This is a genomic window from Paeniglutamicibacter sp. MACA_103 (genome assembly GCF_045798555.1).
GTDB lineage: Bacteria > Actinomycetota > Actinomycetes > Actinomycetales > Micrococcaceae > Paeniglutamicibacter.
Map to the genome: position 1 here is coordinate 24,982 of NZ_JBIXLN010000022.1, position 20,439 is coordinate 45,420.

Genomic DNA, 20,439 nt, shown 5'->3' on the forward strand with positions numbered 1-20,439 from the left:
TGCTACAGCCCCGCCAGGTCGGCGGCGCCCTCGCGCAGCAATTGCTCGGCCAACGCCACGCCCAGGGCGTGCGCCCCGTCGAGGGTGAGCGTCCGCGTGGTGGCGGAGCGGCGCATGGTGTCGGAGCCGTCGGGGCTGCAGGCCACCGAGTCGAGCACCAGGGAATCGCCGTGCACCGTGGCCAGGGCGCCGATGGGCGCGGCGCAGCCGGCCTCGAGGCGTGCCAGCAGCGCGCGCTCGGCGGTGACCGCCAGGCGCGTGTCCCCGTCGTCCATGGTCTCCAGCGCCGCGTCGACGGACGGGTGTCCGCTGCCGCCGCTCCGGACCTCCACGGCCAGGGAGCCCTGGCCGGGGGCCGGGAGCATGATCTCCGGGTCCAGGTACTCGGTGATGTGCGATTCCAGGCCCAGGCGCTCCAGGCCGGCGGCGGCCAGGATCACCGCGTCCAGGTCGCCCTGCGCGGTGCGCCCCACTCCCCCGTCGTCCTTTTGCGCCGGCGAGCCCTTGACCCGGCCCAGCCGGGTGCCGACGTTGCCGCGGATGTCCACGATCTTCAGATCCGGCCTGAAGGCCAGCAGCTGCGCGGCGCGCCGCGGAGAGCCGGTGCCTACGCTGGCGCCCTCGGGCAGTTCGGCCAGGAAGAGCCCGTCGCGGGCGCACAGCGCGTCGCGCACGTCCGCGCGCTTCGGGGTCGCCGCGATGACCAGGCCTTCGGGCTGCGTGGTGGGCAGGTCCTTCAGCGAGTGCACCGCCAGGTCGCAGGTGCCCTCGTACAGTGCCTGGCGCAGGGCCGCGGCGAACACGCCGGTGCCGCCGAGCTGGGACAGCGGTCCGGTGGTCACGTCCCCCTCGGTCTTGATCAGGACGGTGTCGTAGGGGACCTGGGCGATTTCGTGCAGCTGCGCCGCGACGTGTCCGGTCTGCGTGGTGGCCAGCGCGGAGCCGCGGGTGCCGATGGTGAAGCGTGAGGCGCTCATGATGCGGGCACCCCGACCTCGGAGTCGACCGCGGCGATGGTCGGCTTGGTGGTCCCGTCGCGCATGACCTTCACGCAGCAGTTGGGGCGGCAGACATCGAACCACGGGCCGAGCTCGGCGACCGAGGCGCGGCCGGGCTTCAGCGCGTTCCCGTCCGTCCCTGCCAGGCGCTCGGAGAGCAGGTCGACCATGCCCGAGACGAACGTGGCGTGGGTCCCGGGGGTCGGGACGCGGTGGAAGGCCAGGCCGAGTTCGGCGCAGCTGTCCTTGGCCTCGGTGTCAAGGTCCCAGAGGACCTCCATGTGGTCCGAGACGAAGCCGATGGGCACCACCACTACCCCGGCGACTCCGGCGGCCTTGTAGTCGGCCAGGGCGTCGTTGATGTCCGGTTCCAGCCACGGCACGTGCGGGGCACCGGAGCGCGACTGGAAGACCAGGGAGTGCTCCAGGCCCGCGGCCTCGGGCACCCCGGCCAGGATCGCGTCGGCCACGGCCAGGTGCTGGGCCGAGTACAGGTCGGTGTCCAGCTGCGCGACCAGCTCGCGCGGGCCGGCGGCCTGCGCGTCGGAGGTCGGGATGGAGTGGGTGACGAAGACGATCTTGATCTCGCCCTCCGGGTTGCCGGCCTTCTCCAGCTGCGCCCGGACGTTGGCCAGCGAGTCGCGCAGCCCGTCCATGAACGGGTTCACGAACGCGGGGGTGTCGAAGTACTGGCGCACCTTGTCGACCTCGAGCTTGCCCTCCAGCCCGGTCTCGCGCAGGGCGACGCCCAGGTCCTCGCGGTACTGGCGACAGGAGGAATAGCCGGAGTACGCGCTGGTGGAGAGCATCAGCACCGTGCGGTGGCCCTCGGCGTGGATCTGCTCGATGGTTTCGGCCACGTAGGGCGCCCAGTTGCGGTTGCCCCAGTAGACCGGCACCTGAATGTTGCGGGCGGCAAGCTCCGCCTCGAGGGCCGCCTTGAGTGCCCGGTTCTGCGCGTTGATCGGGGAGACGCCGCCGTTGGCCCGGTAGTGGGTGGCGACCTCCTCGAGGCGCTCGTCCGGGATGCCGCGGCCTTTGGTGACGTTGCGCAGGAACGGGATCACGTCGTCCTGGCCCTCCGGGCCGCCGAAGGAGGCCAGCAGGATCGCGTCGTAGGCCTTGGGGGCCATGACGCCGTTTTCGTCGTACCCGGTGCGAGGATCGAAATCCTGGCTCATCGCAGGACCTCGGCGACCTCGGCGGTGGAGATGCGGCGTCCGGTGTAGAACGGGATTTCCTCGCGCACGTGGTTGCGGGCCTCGGTGTAGCGCAGGTGGCGCATCATGTCGACCAAATCGATCATGTCCGGGGCCTCGAGGCAGATCTGCCATTCGTAGTCGCCGAAGGCGAAGGCGGCCACGGTGTTGGCCAGCACCGACGGGAAGTCGCGGCCCAGGATGCCGTGGTCGCGCAGCATCTTGCCGCGCTCCTTGGGGTCCAGCAAGTACCAGTCGGTGGAGCGGACGAACGGGTAGACGGTCATCCAGGCCTCAGGGGCCACGCCGCGGGCGAAGGCCGGCGAGTGGTCCTTGGAGAACTCGGCCTCGCGGTGCACGGCCATGGTCGAGTAGACGATGGAGGTCTCGGCGAAGAGGTAAGAGCGGCGGATCTTGCGCACCGCGGCCTGCAGGGACTCGGCGGTCGGCCCGTGCACCCAGGTCATCACGTCGGCGTCCTCACGCATCGCCGAGACGTCGTAGGTGCCGCGCAGGGTCACGCCGTCGGCGGCGAGCTCGGCGATGAGCGCGTCGAACGCCTCGACGCCCTCGGTGCGGTCCAGGTCCGATTCACGCTTGAAGACGGTCCACAGGGTGTAGTACATGGTGGCGTCGGCCCCGGCTGCTTCGCGGTCGCGGATGACGGGTGAGTTGGATTCCACTGCACTCATGGGTTGGTTCTCCTGCTTTCTTTGCGGTACCTCGCCGGTGGGGGGCGAAGCGGTTCTCGTAAGTTTTGCGAAAGTCTGTTGCCGCCCGCCGGCACGCACCGGCGGGCGAGGTGGCGGGTCAGCTGGCGGTGATGCGCAGCCGTTTGCGGGTGTCGGCGACGACGGAGGCCAGGCCGGTGCCGGCCAGCCAGGCGCCGACCACGTCGAGGCCCGGGTGGGTGCCGGCGAGTTCGCGGATGGCTGCCACGCGCGCCGCGTGCCCGGTGGTGGCGAAGGGCAGCGCGCCCGAATAGCGCACCACGTCGAAGCCCAGCAGGTCCCCGGCGGTGATTTCGATGCCCAGCAGCACCGAGGCGTCCTTCAGCGCGGCGTTGCGCAGCGAGGCGTCGTCGGCGTTGACCAGGGCGGAGGCCACGTCGTTGAGCCGGCCGTAGGACAGGCGCAAGACGTGCGATCCGGGGCCCGATTCGTCTCCGAGCCAGTGCCACTTGGCCGTCGCGTGGGTCAGTGCCTTGGCCCCGACGTCGTCGACCGTGGGGGCCACCAGCAGCCCGGTTCCACGCGGCGCGGCGTCGAGCTCGGGCTTGTCGATCACCAGGGTGACCAGCGAGATCCCGGCGCCCGGGGCCGGGGCGTGGGCGGCGAATCCGGCGTCGATCCCGCTCAGCAGGGCGACCGCGGTTTCGCCGCCGGTGGCCACCACCAGGCGCTCGGCCACCACCTCGCGCGGCTGCCCGGCCTCAGCGCCGGCCTCCTTGGCCAGCCGGTCATGGCGCTCGTGCCTGGATTCCTTCTCGTGCTTGGCGTCCTTGGCCGCGGCTACGGACCGCGGGGCCAGTTCGATGCGGAAGCCGGTCCCCCCTGCGTTCGCCGCGATCCCCGCGACCCGGCTGTTGGCGTGCAGCTGCACGCCCGCGGCCTTGAGGTCTGCGACCAGGGCGGAGGTCAGCCGGTTCATGCCGCCGGAGACGGAGGCGACGGCGGATCCGGCCGGGGCAGCTGCGCGCATGGCCGCGACGGCGCGGGCCAGCGAGCCGTGCTTGAGCACCGAGGCGCGCAGCCCCGGCGCGATGGCGTCCACGTCGAGGGTGTCGGGGTCCGCCGAATGCACGCCGGAGACCACGGGGGTGACGAGGTTTTCCAGCACCGCGGAGCCCATGCGGGAGCGGACCAGTGCGCCGAGGGACATGTCGCCCTCGAGGAGCTTCTTCGAGACCGGGGTGATCAGGTCCGCGGCGGCACGCAGGGCGCCGGCGCGCCCCACGGCGCGGCGCACCTCCTCTGCCCACGGGTCCCCGGGGATGCCCAGGATCCCGGTGGCCGGAAGCGGCTGGGCGACGTTTTCGCCCCCGCGCTTGAGGTACAGCCAGGCGCCGCCGGGTTCGGGGGTGACGATGTCCTCGCCCAGGCCCAGTTCGCCCAAGAGGTCCGCGACGGCGGTGGAGCGGGTGGCGAAGGACTCCGCTCCCGCGTCCAGGGCCAGCCCGGCGACCTCGTGGAGTCCCACGCAGCCGCCGAAGACGCCTCCGGCCTCGTGGACCTGGACGCGGTGGCCGGTGGCGGCCAGTTCGCGGGCGGCCACGAGCCCGGAGATCCCGCCGCCGACGACCAGCGCCAGCGGGGCATCGGGAGCACTCGGGGACGGCTGTGCCGCCTCGGTGCCGCGGGCCCGGTTCAGCAGGCGCAGCGCGTGGGCGGCGGCGTTCGACGCCACCGGGGCGCGCTTGGCCTTGGCCGGGGCGGGCGCCTCTTCGGGCGCCGGTGCCGGGGCAGTGGCCGGTGCGTGGTCCGTGGCCGGTGCCGCATCGGCGGCGGGCAACCCGTCGCCCGAGCCGGCCTGGCCGCCCGGGACGGGCTGGGCAGGGCCGGCATCGTTGGCCGAGCCGCGGCGTGGCTGCTCTTCGACGTGTGGCACCATCAACTCTTTTCCGGGAAAACGAAGGTGTTGCTTGTGGGTCCGGGATGCGCTGCGCGTGGCGTCCGCGCGGGCGAATCGCCCCGCGCACCGCACCCCGGCGGTACTGCTGGTGGTTCTAGCTTAACGCCCGGCCACGGGGATCGAGTGAATCAGCTCGACCACGCGGGTGAGGACCTCCGGGTCGGTCTCCGGCGGCACGCCGTGGCCCAGGTTCGCCACGTGGCTCGGCGCGGTGTCGCCGGCGGCGAGCACCTCGCGCACGTGGGCCTCGAGGACCTCCCACGGGGCTGAAAGCAGGGCCGGGTCGATGTTGCCCTGCAGCGGGATGTCCCCGCCCAGGCGGCGGTTGGCCTCGTCCAGCGGCAGGCGGTAGTCCACGCCCATCACGTCGACGCCCACGTTGCGCATGGCGGGCAGCAGCTCCGAGGTGCCGGTGCCGAAGTGCACCAGCGGGACGCCGGTGTCGCGCACCAGGTCCAGGGCGCGGGCCGAGGCCGGGGCGACGAAGTTGGTGTAGTCCGCCAGCGAGAGCGATCCGGCCCAGGAGTCGAAGAGCTGGCCGGCGGAGGCGCCGGCCTCGATCTGGGCGCGCAGGAACGCGCCGGAGGCGTCGGCGGCCCAGTTGGCCAGTTCCTCCCAGACGCCGGGCTCGGCGTGCATCATGGTGCGCGGGCCCATGTGGTCTCGGGACGGGCGCCCCTCGACCATGTAGGCGGCGACGGTGAACGGGGCGCCGGCGAAACCGATCAGCGGGGTGTTGCCCAGCTGCTCGACGGTCATCGCGACGGCCTCGCGGATCGGGTCCAGCGCCGCGTCGTCCATCTTCGGCAGCGCGCGCACGTCGGCGGCGGTGCGCACCGGGGTGCCCAGCACCGGGCCGACGCCCGGGACGATGTCCACATCGATGCCCGCAAGCTTGAGCGGGATCACGATGTCGGAGAAGAAGATGCCGGCATCCACGTCGTGGCGGCGCACCGGCTGCAGCGTGATTTCCGAGGCCATCTCGGGGCGCAGGCACGATTCGAGCATCTCGGTGCCCTCGCGCAACTTGCGGTACTCGGGCAGCGAACGGCCGGCCTGGCGCATGAACCACACGGGTCTGCGGGTGGGCTTCTGGCCGCGGTAGGCGGAAATCAACGGGGAATTGGCGGTACGACCGTCCATCAGCGGGTGGTTCTGGCTCAACGTCATGCTACTGATTCTGCCAACATATCTGCCCGAACCGTAATCCACTCGCCCCCAGCGAACACGCTGCGAGCCCGGGGATAGACGAACTGGTCACAACTAATGCTCTACGGCACGTAGAAGCGCTATCATGGGATGCACTGTGGTTTTACTATCTCTCGTTGCCTCCCATTCAGACATCGACCTCGAGACCGTGGCAAAGATCAGTGCCGACGCCTCCCAGGTCGCTTCCGTCGTGCTCGCTTCGGCCAGCCCGGTCGCCGGCGCCATCACCCTGGCCACCTGCAACCGCTACGAAATCTATTGCGAAGTCCCGCAATCAGAGGACGTCGTTGCCGCCCGGTCGGAGGTGATCGCCCAGATCGCCGCCAGCACCGGCCTCAGCCAGGACACCATCTCCACCGCCCTGGTCTCCAAGACCGAGACCGAGGTCATCGAGCACCTCTTCTCCGTCGGCGCCGGACTTGACTCCGCGGTCATCGGCGAACGCGAGATCGCCGGGCAGGTGCGCCGCGCACTGAACGAGGCGCAGGCCGCGGGAACCGCCACTGGCTCGCTGGTCCGGCTCTTCCAGGCAGCCTCGCGCACCGCCAAGGACGTCGGCTCGCGCACCTCGCTGGGATCGCGCGGCCTCTCCGTCGTGTCCGTCGCCCTGGAACTGGCCACCGACCTGAGCCGCGACCCGGACTGGGGACCCAAGAACATCGTCATCTTCGGCACCGGCGCCTACGCCGGGGCCACCATGTCGCTGCTGCGCGAACGCGCGGCCCACAACGTTTCGGTCTTCTCCGCCTCCGGTCGCGCCGAGGCATTCGTCGCCACCCGCGGCGGAACCGCCCTGGACGAGACCACCCTCGAGGCGGCCCTGGAGCAGGCAGACGTCATCATCGGCTGTTCCGGCTCCGACCACCGCCTGATGGCCTCCGACATCGCGTCCCTGGACCGTGCCTCCCGCCCGCTGGTGGCCATCGACCTGGCGCTGACCCACGACTTCGATCCTGAACTCGGTGCCCTGGAGGGCGTGGAATTGATCAACCTGGAATCGGTGCGCATGGCCGCGCCCGAAGAACAGGCGCAGTCGCTGCGCCAGGCACGGAGCATCGTGCTCGATGCCGCCGAGGCCTTCGCCGCCGAGCAGCGCGAGCGCGCCGCCGATGCCGCCATCGTGGCCCTGCGCAAGCACACCCAGCGGGTGCTCGAGGCCGAGGTGGAGAAGGTCCGCGCCCAGCACGGCTGCACCGCCGCCGCCGAGGAAGTCGAATTCGCCATGCGCCGGATGATGCGCCAGCTGCTGCACGTGCCCACGGTCCGCGCCCGCGAGCTTGCCGCCGCCGGCCGCGCCGGGGACTACATCGACGCCCTGGAAACCCTCTACGGGCTCGAGGTCGAGCTGCCTGCAGCCCCGTCGGTGAAGAACGCCTCCCGCTGCCCCGTCACCGGGACGGGTTCGGCCGGCTCGGCTCCAGAGGCCGGGACCATATCAGGGCAGGCCGACCTGCAGCGCCAGGCCGTCTAGCTCCTCTTTCCATGCGCGCAAGGGCGCCGCGGGCAAGCACCAGGCTTTCCGCGGCGCCTTTTCCGTCCCCGCGACAGCCCCGAAGCCGCCCAAGCCGTCCGCGGCCCGTCGGGCAGCGGTCCTCAGTAGGTCGGCAGCGACGGATCCACGTCGCTGATCCAGTCCAGGATGCCGCCGGCGACGTGGCGCACCCGGGTGTAGTCGTTGCCCAGCAGGTGGCGCATCACCTCGGAGGAGCGCCCCCCGGACTTGCAGTGCAGGATCAGCTCCTTATCCCGCGGCAACTCGATCTCGCCGGCGAGGATCGCCCCGCGGGGGGCAAGGATGGCCCCGGGGATCGAGACGATCTCGGCTTCCCCGCGTTCTCGCACGTCGATGAGCAGGAAGTCTTCTTTGCCTTCCTCGCGCCCCTGGAGCAGCTCGGCCAGCCGGGAGGCCGTGATGCTGTGCTCGGCCGTGAGCCGCAGCCCGTCCGCGTCCAGCATCGGCATCGCGCAGAAGTCGTCGTAGCTGGGCAGCAGCGCGGTGATCGGCCCGACCTCGGGATCGGTGCGCAGCGAGACCTCGCGCCAGGTCATGTCCAGCGAGTCCAGGATCAGCAGGCGGCCCAATAGCGTGCGCCCCGCCCCGGTGATGAGCTTGATGGCCTCGGCCACCATGACGGATCCGACCTGCGCACACAGCACCCCGAAGACCCCGCCCTCGGAGCAGGAGGGAACCGTGCCCGGGGGCGGCGGGGTCGGGTAGAGGTCGCGGTAGTTCGGGCCGTAGGCGTCCCAAAAGACGCTGACCTGCCCGTCGAAGCGCAGGATCGAGCCCCAGACATACGGTATTCCGGCGAGCGCCGCGGCGTCGTTGACCAGGTAGCGGGTCGCGAAGTTGTCGGTGCCGTCCAGCACCAGGTCGTACTGGCCGAAGAGCTCCACCGCGTTCTCGACGTCCAGTCGTTCGTTGTGCAGCTTCACGTCGATGAGCGGGTTCAGCTCGCGGATGCGCCGGGCCGCCGATTCGGTCTTCAGCTCCCCCACGGTTGCGGTGGAGTGGATGACCTGGCGCTGCAGGTTGCCCAGGTCCACCACGTCGTCGTCGATGATGCCCAGCGTCCCCACCCCGGCCGCGGCCAGGTAGAGCAGGGCCGGGGATCCCAGTCCCCCGGCGCCGATGACCAGCACACGGGCGTTCTTGAGCCGGCGCTGCCCGCCCATCCCGATCTCCGGGATGATGATCTGGCGCGAATAGCGCATCATTTCCTCGGGCAGCAGTTCCTCCCCGGGCCCCACGAGGGCCGGGAGGCGGCCCGGGGCGTCGTTCCGGTTCGGGGTCGTGGGCTCGGTGCGGGGATCCATGTATTCACCATAGTGCTTGGGCGGCACGATGCGTCAGGTCCGGCATCCGTCGTTACCCAAGAGTAGACTTGTGCGAAATGTCGCCCGCTTTCGCCGGGCGGCCAGCTTCCGCGAAAGGGCCGACGTGACCATACCCCCAAGCCTCGGCGGCCGGACCCAACGGACCGTGCGGATGCCGCGCGAGGCCCGCCGCCGCCAGCTGCTCCAGGCGGCCCACCAGGTCTTCGTCGCCCACGGCTTCCACGGGGCGTCGATGGACGAGATCGCCGAAGTCGCCGAGGTGTCCAAGCCGGTGCTCTACCAGCACTTCCCGGGAAAGCGGGAGCTATACGTGGCGTTGCTCGATGCCCACATGGACGAATTCAGCGCGTTGTTGCAGCAGGCCATCAACTCCACCTCCGACAACAAGCTGCGCGTGGGCGCCACGATTCGCGCCTACTACGAATACATCGCACGCGATTCCCAGGCGTTCCGGCTCATCTTCGAGTCCGACCTGCTCAACGACGAGGAGATCGGCGGGCGCATCGAGGCGTTCAACGCGAAGTTCGCCGGTCGCATTGCCGATGTCGTTGCGGAGGACACGAAACTCCCCCCGGCGCAGGCGCTGCTCATGGGCCGTGCCATGGCCGGGATGGCCCAGGTTTCGGCCCGCTACTGGGTGGATATGGCCGACGAGGTGTCCATGGAAGAGGCCAGCGATTTGGTGTCGCGTTTAGCTTGGCGCGGAATCGGTCGATTCCCCAAGGAATCCTGACGTAAATTCGACACTAGATGTAGGTCGGCGCCACCGGGCCCCGGCACATGCACCAACCAGGAAGGCCGACATGGACGTTCGCATTGGAATTCAGAATGTTGCCCGCGAGATCGTAATCGAATCCGAAGAAAACGCCGAGGAGCTGGCCAAGCGCGTCTCGGACGCCTTGGCGGCGGGCGGGGAACTTCGCCTCACCGATGCCAAGGGCCGCCTCATGCTCGTGCCCGTTTCGGGCATCGCGTATGTCGAGATCGGTGTCGAGGAAGCACGCCGCGTCGGATTCGCCCATTAGGCGTTTTTCGTCCGGCAGCGGAAGGGGGGACGGGCAACCGTCCCCCCTTCCGACGTTTAACCGCCGCTACTCGAAGGCGGGCGGTTCCTGGCGTTGCTCGGTGCACAGGCAGACCCGGTTGCCGTCGGCGTCCGAGTAGATGGTCCAGCTCGGCTCGTGCGTCCTGTCCCCCATCCCGGCGCTTGGCTCCAGGGCTGCCTGCGCCTGCTCCAGCCCGGAGTGGGAAATGTACTTGTCGAGGTGGATGCGGTTGGGGTTCGGCGTCGCCGTCTCCTGGAACCAGATCCGCGGGTTGCGTCCCTCGGGGTCGATGAGGTCCCCGTCGCGGCCCTTGCGGTAGCCCATGACCTCGATCCAGAAGTCCTCCAGCCGCGCGGGGTCCTGCGTGTCGATGCCCAGGAACACGTCCTGGTGGCGCTGGGGCGCCGCGACGGCGGTGGAGTCCGAGGCGGCGAATTCGAGCAGCGTGGCCAGCGCGACGTCGCGCAGGGTGATCTCTCCGCCCACATCGTGGGAGGTGGTGCTCAGGAAGATGGTGTTCCACCGCCAGTCCACGTCCGGGTGGTGCCCCTGGTGCTCCGCGGCCTCGGCCACGATGGACAGGAAGTCGATGGCCTCCCGCGAGTCGGGGAACTCCCAGGCGCACACCAGTGCGCCCTGGCGTTCGCGCCAGGAGGGCAGCTCCTTCAGCGCCCTGGCGATCTCGTAGGCGGTCAGGACACGGAGGGGTGAATCCTTCTCAAGGCCCATGGTTCTTCTCGTTTCTCTTGGTTCGGGGGTGCCGGTCGCCGGGCACTTCTCAGGCGGTCATGCCCAGCTGGCGCATGCGCCGCGAGTGGTTCTCCACCAGCCGGGCGAACAGCGCGGTCATTTCCTGTCCGCGGTCGTTGCGGCCCTCGGCCTGCAACGCACCCCAGAAGTCATAGGTCTCGCCGATTTCCCGCGCCTGGGTCAGCGCCTCCCCCAGCAGCCTGCGGCCCCACAGGGCCAGGCGCGAGGCCCGCTCGGGGTGGTCGGAAATCGCCAGCTGCAGCCGCTCGCGCAGCCACTCGGTGTTCGTTTGCGAGGTCTTGACCTCCTCCACCAGCGCGCGGGCCTCCGGCTCCAGGCCGGACGCGATCAGCGCGTAGAAGTCGGCGGCGACCCCGTCGATCACGTACGCCTTGGTCAGCGACTCGTACCAGTCCCCCGGCTTGGTCCGCCGGTGCATCTCATCCAGCGATGCCATGAACGGCTCGATGACCTCCTGCGGGTCCAGGCCACGGGCGGCAATGAGCTCGCGCACCATTTCGAAGTGCCCGAACTCGGTCACCGCGAAACGGCCCAGCGTTTCGCGGTCGACCAGCGTCGGCGACAGGCGCGCGTCGGAGGACAGGTGCTCGAAGGCCGTGAGCTCCTGGTAGGCGATCAGCCCCAGCAGGGCCAGTTCCGCGTCCTGCGCGGCGGCCGCCGAGCCAAAGGTCAAAGGTGATTTGGTCATGGCTTCAGCGTACTCGCGGGCCAACACACGCAACACAACGACGTCCCGGCACGCGCGCGGTGGTTATGCTGGCGATGTGATCCACCAAAATATCGCCCTCACACCCGAGGCCCGCAGCACCGCACTGGCACAGGCCCTCGAGGCCCTGGAAACGGAGTTCGCCCTGCGCAGCGAATTCCCGCCCGAGGTGCTCGCCGAGGCCCGGCGCGCCATCGCCGACTTCGAGCGCCCCGCCATCGACCGGCGCGAGATCGAACTGGTCACCATCGACCCGGCGACATCCACCGACCTGGACCAGGCCGTCCACCTGGCCCGGCACGGCGACGGCTACGTGGTGCACTACGCGATCGCCGACGTGCCCGGCTTCGTCGCCCTGGGCGGGCGCCTCGATGCCGAGACCAGGCTGCGCGGCCAAACGGTGTACCTGCCGCACCGGCGGATCGCGCTGCACCCCGAGGCCATCAGCGAGGACGCCGGTTCCCTGCTGCCGGACCAGGAGCGCAGCGCCTACCTCTGGGCTTTCACCCTCGATGCCTCCGGTGCCGTCACCCACACCGCCCTGGAGCGGGCCATCGTCCGCAGCCGGGAAAAGCTCAACTACGTCGATGTCCAGGCCTCCCTGGACGACGGGAGCGCCAGCGAGATGCTGCAGCTGCTGCGCGAGATCGGCCTCAAGCGCATCGAGCTGGAACGGGCCCGCGGCGGCGCGTCCCTGCGCATCCCGTCCCAGGAGGTCGAGTGCGTCGACGGCACCTACCGGATCGTTGCCGACCCCCCGCTGCCGGTGGAGGACTGGAACGCGCAGATCTCCCTGATGACCGGGATGGAAGCGGCCCGCATCATGCTCGAGGCCAAGGTGGGGCTCCTGCGCACCATGCCGCCCCCGGCGGAAAAGGACATCCAGGTCTTCCGGCTCCAGGCCAAGGCGCTGGGAACCGTCTGGGAGACGAACCAGCCCTACGGCGAGTTCCTGCGCTCCCTCGATATGGCCGACTCCCGCCAGCTGGCCCTCATGCACCAGGCCACGAGCCTGTTCCGCGGCGCCACCTACACCGCGCTCGACGGCGAGGTCCCCGGGGAGACCATCCAGGCGGCCATCGCCGCGCCCTACGCCCACACCACCGCCCCGTTGCGCCGCCTCGTGGACCGCTTCGCGCTGCTGGTCTGCTCCTACGCGGTCCACGGCCAGGAGGTCCCCGCCGGCGTGCGCGAGGTGCTGCCCCAGCTGCCGGATCTGATGAACGACTCGAACCGCATCGTGAACAAGGTCGAACGCGCCGCCATCGACACCGTGGAGGCGGCCTCGCTGGCCCACCGCGTGGGCGAACGCTTCCGGGCAGTGACGCTGACCGGTTCCGAGGACCCGGGCAACGGCAACCACCGCGCCGGGGGCACCCTGCAGGTGAAGGACCCGGCGGTCATGGCGCCCTTCGAGGGCACCGCGGCGGCCGGCATGCAGGTCGAGGCCGAGCTGGTCCACGCGGACATGGCCAGCCGCAAGGTGCTCTTCCGCATCGTCGGTTCCTGAGCCCATCCTCCGGGGACCGCGGGCCGGTTACGGTCCCCAGTGGACGGGGCCGCGCCGGCCCGGGGACGGGTCCCGCGGCGGGCAATACCCCGAATTGCCCGGTCGCACGATATGCTTGAACGGTATACAAGGATGCCCGGTCGCGTACCTTGAAAAGAATTCATGCGGGATTACCCAGCGACTTCCGCGCCCCACGTGGTCAGTTCCACTTGACCGCTAGCTAAGCCTGCGATCGGCTCCGCTGGAAGCACCTCGATTGTGGTGGACCTCCGACCCCATACCCCCGGCATTGCCGGGGACGGTCGTCGAGCACCCCTTTCCCCAGGTGCCTAAACGAATGAGACCCCCTGTGTCGAATACAGAACACCTGCTCACCGCCGACTCGGCGTCCGAAGCAGTGGACATCGAAGAATCCCTGTCCACCGATGAAACCCCGCACGAAATCCCGCAGCTGACCTTTGCCGACTTCGGCGTGCGCGCCGACATCGTCGAATCCCTCACGGACGCCGGGATCATCCACCCCTTCCCCATCCAGTCGATGACGCTCCCGGTCGCACTGGGCGGGCACGACATCATCGGCCAGGCCAAGACCGGCACCGGCAAGACCTTCGGCTTCGGCATCCCCGCGCTGCAGCGCGTCATCGGGCCCGACGACGAGGGCTACGACAAGCTCCCGGCACCCGGCGCCCCGCAGGCCCTGATCGTCGCCCCGACCCGCGAGCTTGCCGTGCAGGTCGCCGCCGACATCGAAAAGGCCTCGACCAAGCGCAACGCCCGCATCGCCACGATCTACGGCGGACGAGCCTACGAGCCGCAGATCGAGCAGCTGAACAACGGCGTCGAGATCGTCGTGGGCACCCCCGGTCGCCTCATCGACCTGCACCGCCAGCGCCACCTGAACCTGAAGAACGTGCGCATCGTCATCCTCGACGAGGCCGACGAGATGCTGGACCTCGGCTTCCTGCCCGACGTCGAGACGCTGCTCGCCGCCACCCCGGCGATCCGCCAGACCATGCTCTTCTCGGCCACCATGCCCGGCCCGGTCATCGCCATGGCCCGGCGCTACATGACCAAGCCGACGCACATCCGCGCCGCGGACCCGGACGACGACTCGATCACCAAGAAGGACATCCGCCAGGTCGTCTACCGCGCCCACCAGCTGGACAAGGACGAGGTCGTCGCCCGCATCCTGCAGGCCGAGGGCCGCGGACGCACCATCATCTTCACCAAGACCAAGCGCTCGGCCGCCAAGCTGACCGACGAACTGATCGATCGCGGATTCGCCGCCGGCGCCATGCACGGCGACCTGGGCCAGGGTGCCCGCGAGCAGGCACTGCGCGCCTTCCGCAACAACAAGGTCGACGTGCTGGTCGCCACCGACGTCGCGGCCCGCGGCATCGACGTGGACGACGTCACCCACGTGATCAACCTGCAGTGCCCGGAAGACGAAAAGACCTACTTGCACCGCGTCGGCCGCACCGGCCGCGCCGGCAACAAGGGCACCGCGGTGACCTTCGTGGACTGGGAAGACGTCCCGCGCTGGGGATTGATCAACAAGGCCCTGGGCCTGAACGTCACCGAGCCGGTGGAAACCTACTCCTCCTCGCCGCATCTCTTCACCGACCTGCACATCCCGGCGGGCACCAAGGGCCGGTTGCCGCGCCACGCGCGCAAGCTCGAGGGCCTGGCCGGCGAGAAGCTCGAGGACCTGGGCGAGACCGGCAAGAAGCCCGCCTCGCGTTCCTCCGACGGCGGGCGCCGCTCTGAACGCGGCGGCGAGCGCGGCGGCAACAGCGGTGAGCGCGGCGGACGCCACGGCCATTCCCGCGGCCGTTCGGACCGCCCGGCACGCGAGGGCGAACGCCACCGCGAGACCGCGGCAGCCTCCGAGCACGCCGGCACCACCGAGTCCTCGGAGCAGGGCGCCACGAAGGCCGAGCGCCCGGCACGCACCCGCCCCAACCGCAGCCGCACCCGCCGCCGCGACGGCGAAGTCGTGAACCGCAACGACGCCGAGTAGATTGACGCCAAGCAACTAGATGACGTTGACCAGCATTCCCGACGGGCCCATCGCCGATCCCTCACCGGACGCCGATGGGCCCGCCGCTGCAACCCCTGCCCCCGCCTGGGCTCCCACGGGACCCAACCTGATCGTCCATGCCGAAAACGCGACGTTCCTGCCGACGTTGCCCGACGAATCCTTCACCCTGATCTACGTCGATCCGCCGTTCAACACCGGCCGGACGCAAAAGCGCCAGGTCATGACCTCGGTCCGCGCGGCCGAGGGCGAGGGCGACAGGGTCGGCTTCCAGGGCCGGAGCTACTCCACCTTGCGCGGGGACCTGCACAGCTACGACGACGCGTTCGACGACTACTGGTCCTTCCTTGAGCCGCGCCTGCGCGAGGCTTGGCGGCTGCTGGCCGACGACGGGACGCTGTACGTGCACCTGGACTACCGCGAGGTGCACTACGCCAAGGTCATGCTCGATGCGATCTTCGGGCGCGAGTCGTTCCTGAACGAGATCATCTGGGCCTACGACTACGGAGCCCGGGCAAAGTCCCGCTGGCCGGCCAAGCACGACAACATCCTGGTGTACGTCAAGAACCCCAAGACGTACCACTTCGACAACGCCGAGGTCGACCGCGAGCCGTACATGGCCCCCGGCCTGGTCACCGCCGAAAAGCGCGAACGCGGCAAGCTGCCCACCGATGTCTGGTGGCACACCATCGTCTCGCCCACCGGCAAGGAAAAGACCGGGTACCCGACGCAGAAGCCCGAGGGCATCCTGCGCCGGATCATCAACGCGAGTTCGCGAGAGGGCGACTGGGTCCTGGACTTCTTCGCCGGCTCCGGCACCACCGGTTCTGTTGCCCAGGCCTTGGGCCGCCGTTTTGTCTGCGTGGACGAAAACCCGCAGTCGATCTCCGTGATGACCAAACGCATCCCGAAGGCCACATTGCTTCGGGATCTGGCCGACTGATCGTTCCATAGCAGTCAGCTTCTCGGTTCGACGAGCGGCCCATCCGTCATCGACCGAATTCCTAATGCAAATCCCTTGATGCGCTAAGCCCCGTGCTGCCTTGAATTTCAGAGGCGACACGGGGCTTAGCGCTGTGTGGAAGTTACGGCGTTGCCAAGTCGAAATGCCGTTCCAGCTTCGCTCGCTGCTTGCGCCGCGAATATGGCAAACAGTTCGAATTCCGGCCACGATCTGCTCGGCCCAATGCCAGTTGCCGCTGGACCACCCATTTCACGAACCGTCTCTGACTCGGCAATGCCCTGTGGAAAACGCTCCCAAAGCCTTGGGAAGGGGGCTAGGATGTCTGCTAATTGACTCCGACCGAATCGTAGGCCTCTGGCATGTTTACGAAAATCAAGAAAGTCATTGTCGTCTTCTGCTCGGGTGCACTCGTGCTCGCAGCGGCGGGATGCACCGGAGAAGCGAACCCGGCCGAGCCCACGAACTCTTCTCCGACCTCCACGGCCACGGTATCCGCCCCTCCCCCTACGGTGTCCCCGAGCCCCACCGCGAAACCGACGCCCAAGCCAATCCCTGGCACTTCAAAAGGACCAGCAAAGTATTGGCCGGTCCCCAAGATGCCCGACGCAGCTAAAAAGAACTCCGACGCAGGAGTTGCGGCCTTTACCAAATATTGGTTTGACGTACTTGAGTACATGTACATTACTAACGATTCTCGCCCGTTGAAGGCGATCACCCGGCCCGCATGTGATCTTTGCGCGCGTAAGTTCATCGACCCAGCTGACGGCCTCGCAAAAAATGGCGCGTGGTCCGTGGGCGGAGCCTTAGACACAACGGTGACACTATCGGTGACAGAGGGAGATTCTGCAGGCGTTGCCAATTTCCAACTAGAACAAGAAGAACTACTCGTTTACAGCAAGAACGGCGAATATTACGGGAAACTGCCCGGCACCAAGAAACCTGATGCCGGCACCCTAGTTCTGATATTTGACGAGGGTTGGCATGTGATTGATCTTCAGTGGCTAGATGCGAGTTGATTCAGAATGAGATGCCACAAGTACTTGATATTGTGCGCCGCGGCAATTTTGCTGGCGTCCTTCAACGTTGTCGTTTCGGCGACTGTGGCTTACGCATGCCCGGAGGAAACGTTTGAAACAAATGATCGAGAATTTATCGCCAAGGGCCAGGGCTGCCAATTCAATAACGGCGGCACGACCTATGGTGACAAGCAGACCAGTCGTACGAAGACGATCAACAACGGTCCGAAAATTCGTTACGAAGTTACTTATTATCAGGAATGTAGTCCTGCGATGACACTGGTCAAAATCTGTGTGGCGAATGCAGATCCTCCATGCGCGGATGGCAGTTATACCCTTACTAGATTGATCAAGGCGTTGAATGGCCCACGCGCTGGGCAAGTTATTTCTGTGCGGCAATACTGCACCGTTGAACCAACGGTTGAAGTGCCAGGAGCAGAACAGGATATTGCCAAAGTTACGCCTGACCAGTTTCGAAGGATGCCGATAATCGCATCGACTATCGTAAGCCAGCCTGAGGGATTTTCTCTACGCAACGGAAACGCTCATTTATATGCGTCTTCAAAAACTCAGAACTTCAAAATCGAGCTATTCGACCAATCTGTCCGTGTACGAGCCATACCAATGACATACCTTTGGAGTTATGGTGACGGAACATCGCGGACGTTGAATTTCCCTGGATCTTCAGCCCCCATCCGCAGTTTTGACGAACCGACCAGCACGAGCCATGTCTACAAGGAAACTGGCGATTTCCGGGTCGGGCTGACCACGCGTTACCGCGGGGAATACTCGACCGAGGGCGGCCCTTGGACACCGATCCCCGGTGTCGCCAACGTGCCCAGCGAGTCAATCACGATGAGCGTGTGGCGGACCAAGAAGATCCTCGTGGCCGAGAACTGTAGTCAGAGCCCCAGCGCCCCCGGCTGCGCTTCGCTCTTCGATGACTAGCGTCCCCAAGACCCGCAACAGGCTCCACAAGGAAACAACCACCGCCACCACCCATATCCGACGGGGTTCGGGCGAGTTCGCTTCTCGCCGACCGAATGTGAGGTCCCGTGTTCCCGGATCCGGACGTGGGCGCGGTCCCAGGATTCGTCGTCGCCAAGGAATGCGCAGTACTGTGTTGGGAATTTCAAAAAAAGCGCTGGGAGTCTGCCAATGTCATTGGCAGACTCCCAGCGCTTCAAACAATCGGGCCCGCAGCTGGCCATTCGACCGGCTCTATCGTGCCCCGGCGCCTAGACCATGCCCCGGCCCTCGGCACGAGCCTGGCGCCATTCACGATAGAACGCGCGCACAATGACAAAAAGCGTACCGCCGACAATGACGGGCCAGATCAAGACATATACGGTCAACCAAAAAATACTCATGACAGTCTCCTTATTCCTTGTCTCTACTTGGCGGTGACTACGGGGTCGGAGTCGTTTGTGATCGTCTCGACGGGGTCGAAGTCTCCGACTCGGTCCTTGATGGTGCTGAAGTCGAAGTTCTGCTTCGAACGCACTGACATCAAGTAGCAGACCACGGTCGAGACCGAGTAAGCGACCAGTGAACCGCTAAGGACGGCGTATTCGTGCAGGTTGCCGAAGGCGAACGGCGCCACAATGACGATTGCGGCAATGCCAATGATCCGAGCAATCTTGAGCCCGAAGAATCCAAAGCTCATCAGGCCAAGGACGACGCCTACACCGACGATGGAGACGATGTCAACGAGGTAGCCGGTCGCGCCGGACATCGAGATCCATTCGAAGCGCACGAGAAGGAACAAGGCCAGCGCGACCAGCGTCGAAACGGTGAAGGCCATGTTTGTGACCTTCTTCCAATAGAAGCTAGCGATGACCGGGAACACCAGCGCACCCCAAAGCGCGCCAACGAACACCAGCAGGTCGAGGATGTTCATCTTGCCACTGGCAAAGAACAGACCCGCAGCCGTGGCCAGAATCATGGTGATTCGGCCGACCAGCAGCATTGTCTTCGGATTGGCGTTCTTCTTGCCCACGGACTGGCCGTAAATATCGGCCATGGCGATCGAGGAAAGCGCCGCCAAGTCCGAATCGGCCGTGGAGGAAAGCGATCCCAGGATCATGATGAAGAAGACACACAGCAGAACTGGGCCAAGGTAGGTGACGGCCATCTGCGGGATCAGGTTGTTGGTATCCCCGTCAATCGGCGTGATGCCTGCATAGAGGGCAATGACGCCGAGCATGCCGAATCCGATAATGGTGGCGCCATAGCCGATGGTCGCGGTGATGAAGGTCGGCTTGATCAGGTCCTCACGTACTGCGAAGAGGCGCTGGGCAATCGTCTGGTTGCCGATGGCGTAGGCCAGGACCGCCGCGATGTACGGGGCTCCTTGGTTCATGAACGCGTCGGAGGAGAAGAAGTTGCTCTGCTGCGCCGTCAGGTTTGAGGCACCGGCCTCGAAGAGACCGGGTCCACCAGCGGCAAAGAAGACCACAGGAATGATGATCACCACGGCGCCGAGCATTGCCACGACCTGGGCAAAATCGGTAAGCACCGAGGCCCGGAACCCGGACCACAGGGTGTAGAGCAGGATGCCGGCAGCGACGGCGATAATGCCCTGGCGGAAACTGAATGGGGAAAGCAGCGCAATCAGTGCCCCACCGGCGATGAAGTTGGAGGTAAGGGAAATAACGCTGCCGAGTATGTTGGACCCTGCAAGCATGAGCTGGCTGGAACGTCCGTGGCGGGCGTACATGACCTCTGCCAGGGTGTGCGCCTTTGGCGCAACCGCACGGATTCTCCGACCGAAGGGGTAGATGAATAGAATCATCAATGCACCCCAAAGTCCGTAGTGAATCGGCCCGGAAATGCCATAGGTATAGCCCGAAGTCGCAGAAGCGTACATCGATGAAGCCCAAATCCAAGTTGCGGTCATACTCGCCGCAGAGACACCGAAACCAATTTTGTTTCCGGCTGTCATATATCCATCGGCGTTTTCATTCTTCTTACCAATGAAAAGGGACATAACAAATGTCCCCCCATAAAACAGTACCAACAAACCCAGGACAACTGACCCTGCGAGAAGTTGATAATCCCCATTTTCGAGATCCATAACCATCCTCTCTTCGTAGGAACGCCGCCGGCAACAATTCCTAAGTTTGCGCGCTGGCCGACTAGGGCACAATTAATCGAATTCGCTTACACGAATCGAGCAGGCATCCGGCGTGGACGCATTTAGAGCGCGCAAAACCACCCGGCCCTCATGCCGGATACTTGGACAACGGAATATGGTCGCAGGGAGGTTATCCTCACCAGTGCACGACACCGATTTACATCCAAAATGACGGTGAATATCATTCCGTCGTGGTTGTGAGTTGCTTCGTGAAACGCTGGAACTAGGCTCAACAAAAACATTTCAATCAGCGAAGCAACTAGAATGATAGTAGCAGGTATCGGGAGCTCATGCGCCCAGAATCGATAACGTTCCGATACCACCCCCATGGCGGCCGGCCCCTGAAGCAGGGATATTTGCCCGTCCGAATGCTAATG

General features: G+C 66.7%; 18 protein-coding genes. 8 read left to right on the top strand and 10 right to left on the bottom strand.

The genetic code is table 11. The features are described 5' to 3' along the window. Positions 1 to 2 precede the first annotated feature (2 nt). The 5 genes from hemC to hemE all read right to left on the bottom strand — a co-directional run bounded on the left by hemC (position 3) and on the right by hemE (position 5,998). Entirely contained in the window at positions 3 to 977 is a 975-nt protein-coding gene (gene hemC / locus ACIPVK_RS11800; RefSeq protein WP_407612172.1) for a hydroxymethylbilane synthase, read from the bottom strand. After that, on the bottom strand, positions 974 to 2,179 hold the full coding sequence (locus ACIPVK_RS11805) for a ferrochelatase (RefSeq protein ID WP_407612173.1): 1,206 nt from the start codon (positions 2,177 to 2,179) through the stop codon (positions 974 to 976). The genes hemC and ACIPVK_RS11805 overlap by 4 nt, the downstream gene beginning before the upstream one ends. Next, positions 2,176 to 2,889: a hydrogen peroxide-dependent heme synthase gene (hemQ, locus tag ACIPVK_RS11810; protein ID WP_407612174.1), complete on the bottom strand. Its 714-nt coding sequence runs from the start codon at positions 2,887 to 2,889 to the stop codon at positions 2,176 to 2,178. Before hemQ ends, ACIPVK_RS11805 begins: the two co-directional genes overlap by 4 nt. Before the next feature lie 118 nt (positions 2,890 to 3,007). Beyond that, positions 3,008 to 4,807, bottom strand: coding sequence for a protoporphyrinogen/coproporphyrinogen oxidase (locus ACIPVK_RS11815; RefSeq protein ID WP_407612175.1), 1,800 nt, complete (start codon positions 4,805 to 4,807; stop codon positions 3,008 to 3,010). A 120-nt stretch (positions 4,808 to 4,927) separates the two neighbouring features. After that, the gene (gene hemE / locus ACIPVK_RS11820; RefSeq protein WP_407612176.1) at positions 4,928 to 5,998 is read right to left on the bottom strand and encodes a uroporphyrinogen decarboxylase; all 1,071 of its coding nucleotides are present in this window, start codon (positions 5,996 to 5,998) and stop codon (positions 4,928 to 4,930) included. A 136-nt stretch (positions 5,999 to 6,134) separates the two neighbouring features. On the opposite strand from hemE, the gene ACIPVK_RS11825 reads away from it, so the two are divergent. Beyond that, positions 6,135 to 7,508 (top strand): glutamyl-tRNA reductase, encoded by a 1,374-nt coding sequence (locus ACIPVK_RS11825; protein ID WP_407612223.1) that lies wholly within the window; start codon positions 6,135 to 6,137, stop codon positions 7,506 to 7,508. Positions 7,509 to 7,630: 122 nt separating this feature from the next. Here the strand turns inward: ACIPVK_RS11825 and moeB are convergent, their stop codons facing one another. Beyond that, positions 7,631 to 8,854 carry a molybdopterin-synthase adenylyltransferase MoeB gene (moeB, locus tag ACIPVK_RS11830; protein WP_407612177.1) on the bottom strand — a complete coding sequence of 408 codons (1,224 nt, stop codon included), beginning with the start codon at positions 8,852 to 8,854 and terminating at the stop codon, positions 7,631 to 7,633. 172 nt (positions 8,855 to 9,026) lie between these two features. On the opposite strand from moeB, the gene ACIPVK_RS11835 reads away from it, so the two are divergent. Together ACIPVK_RS11835 and ACIPVK_RS11840 are read left to right on the top strand one after the other, a co-directional pair. Then, a complete protein-coding gene (locus ACIPVK_RS11835; RefSeq protein ID WP_407612224.1) occupies positions 9,027 to 9,608 on the top strand; it encodes a TetR/AcrR family transcriptional regulator in 582 nt (193 codons plus the stop codon). Positions 9,609 to 9,678: 70 nt separating this feature from the next. Beyond that, complete coding sequence (locus ACIPVK_RS11840; protein WP_407612178.1) at positions 9,679 to 9,900, top strand: DUF3107 domain-containing protein; 222 nt, start codon at positions 9,679 to 9,681, stop codon at positions 9,898 to 9,900. 66 nt (positions 9,901 to 9,966) lie between these two features. On the opposite strand, the gene ACIPVK_RS11845 is transcribed toward ACIPVK_RS11840, so the two are convergent. Beyond that, positions 9,967 to 10,650 (bottom strand): 4a-hydroxytetrahydrobiopterin dehydratase, encoded by a 684-nt coding sequence (locus ACIPVK_RS11845; RefSeq protein WP_407612179.1) that lies wholly within the window; start codon positions 10,648 to 10,650, stop codon positions 9,967 to 9,969. 49 nt (positions 10,651 to 10,699) lie between these two features. Continuing rightward, positions 10,700 to 11,380, bottom strand: a complete 681-nt coding sequence (locus tag ACIPVK_RS11850) for a ferritin-like fold-containing protein (protein ID WP_407612180.1) — start codon at positions 11,378 to 11,380, stop codon at positions 10,700 to 10,702. Between the two features lie 76 nt (positions 11,381 to 11,456). On the opposite strand from ACIPVK_RS11850, the gene ACIPVK_RS11855 reads away from it, so the two are divergent. The 5 genes from ACIPVK_RS11855 (at position 11,457) to ACIPVK_RS11875 (ending at position 17,874) form a co-directional block, all read left to right on the top strand. Beyond that, entirely contained in the window at positions 11,457 to 12,908 is a 1,452-nt protein-coding gene (locus ACIPVK_RS11855; protein WP_407612181.1) for an RNB domain-containing ribonuclease, read from the top strand. 337 nt (positions 12,909 to 13,245) lie between these two features. Continuing rightward, positions 13,246 to 14,928 (top strand): DEAD/DEAH box helicase, encoded by a 1,683-nt coding sequence (locus ACIPVK_RS11860; protein ID WP_407612182.1) that lies wholly within the window; start codon positions 13,246 to 13,248, stop codon positions 14,926 to 14,928. 19 nt (positions 14,929 to 14,947) lie between these two features. Beyond that, positions 14,948 to 15,889 (top strand): DNA-methyltransferase, encoded by a 942-nt coding sequence (locus tag ACIPVK_RS11865; RefSeq protein ID WP_407612183.1) that lies wholly within the window; start codon positions 14,948 to 14,950, stop codon positions 15,887 to 15,889. A 380-nt stretch (positions 15,890 to 16,269) separates the two neighbouring features. Continuing rightward, the gene (locus ACIPVK_RS11870) at positions 16,270 to 16,926 is read left to right on the top strand and encodes a DUF6318 family protein (RefSeq protein WP_407612184.1); all 657 of its coding nucleotides are present in this window, start codon (positions 16,270 to 16,272) and stop codon (positions 16,924 to 16,926) included. 6 nt (positions 16,927 to 16,932) lie between these two features. Continuing rightward, positions 16,933 to 17,874, top strand: coding sequence for a hypothetical protein (locus ACIPVK_RS11875; RefSeq protein ID WP_407612185.1), 942 nt, complete (start codon positions 16,933 to 16,935; stop codon positions 17,872 to 17,874). 290 nt (positions 17,875 to 18,164) lie between these two features. Here the strand turns inward: ACIPVK_RS11875 and ACIPVK_RS11880 are convergent, their stop codons facing one another. Continuing rightward, a complete protein-coding gene (locus ACIPVK_RS11880; protein WP_407612186.1) occupies positions 18,165 to 18,296 on the bottom strand; it encodes a putative transporter small subunit in 132 nt (43 codons plus the stop codon). 23 nt (positions 18,297 to 18,319) lie between these two features. Then, a complete protein-coding gene (locus ACIPVK_RS11885; RefSeq protein WP_407612187.1) occupies positions 18,320 to 20,002 on the bottom strand; it encodes a sodium:solute symporter family protein in 1,683 nt (560 codons plus the stop codon). Positions 20,003 to 20,439: the final 437 nt, after the last annotated feature.